Origin of the sequence: Mesorhizobium sp. M7A.F.Ca.AU.001.01.1.1 (assembly GCF_004022735.1) — a bacterium.
Classification (GTDB): Bacteria; Pseudomonadota; Alphaproteobacteria; order Rhizobiales; family Rhizobiaceae; genus Mesorhizobium; species Mesorhizobium ciceri.
Window position 1 is genome coordinate 1 of sequence record NZ_RZPF01001386.1, and the last position, 410, is coordinate 410.

1 protein-coding gene is annotated in these 410 nt (G+C 61.5%); it reads left to right on the forward strand.

What is annotated here, in order from left to right:
* The coding region (locus EN884_RS38315; protein ID WP_348633009.1) for an aminoacyl--tRNA ligase-related protein at positions 1 to 410 on the forward strand (410 nt) is incomplete at both ends.

Consider the following 410-nt stretch of genomic DNA (forward strand, 5'->3'; position numbering starts at 1 on the left):
ATCATGGGCGGCGTGCTGGAGACGATCAGGACACGGTCCGGCAATCGCATCAAGACCTCGATCAATCCGGGTGAGGGCGCCTTCTACGGGCCGAAATTCGAATATGTGCTGAAGGATGCCATCGGCCGCGAATGGCAGTGCGGCACGACGCAGGTCGATTTCAACCTGCCGGAGCGGTTTGGCGCCTTCTACATCGGCTCGGATTCCGAGAAGAAGCAGCCTGTCATGGTTCACCGCGCCATCTGTGGCTCGATGGAGCGCTTCCTCGGCATCCTGATCGAGAACTATTCCGGCCATTTCCCGCTGTGGTTCGCGCCGCTGCAGGTGGTGGTGGCGACGATCACGTCGGATGCCGACGACTATGCGACCGAGGTGGTGGCAAAGCTGAAGGCCGCTGGGCTGTTGGCGGA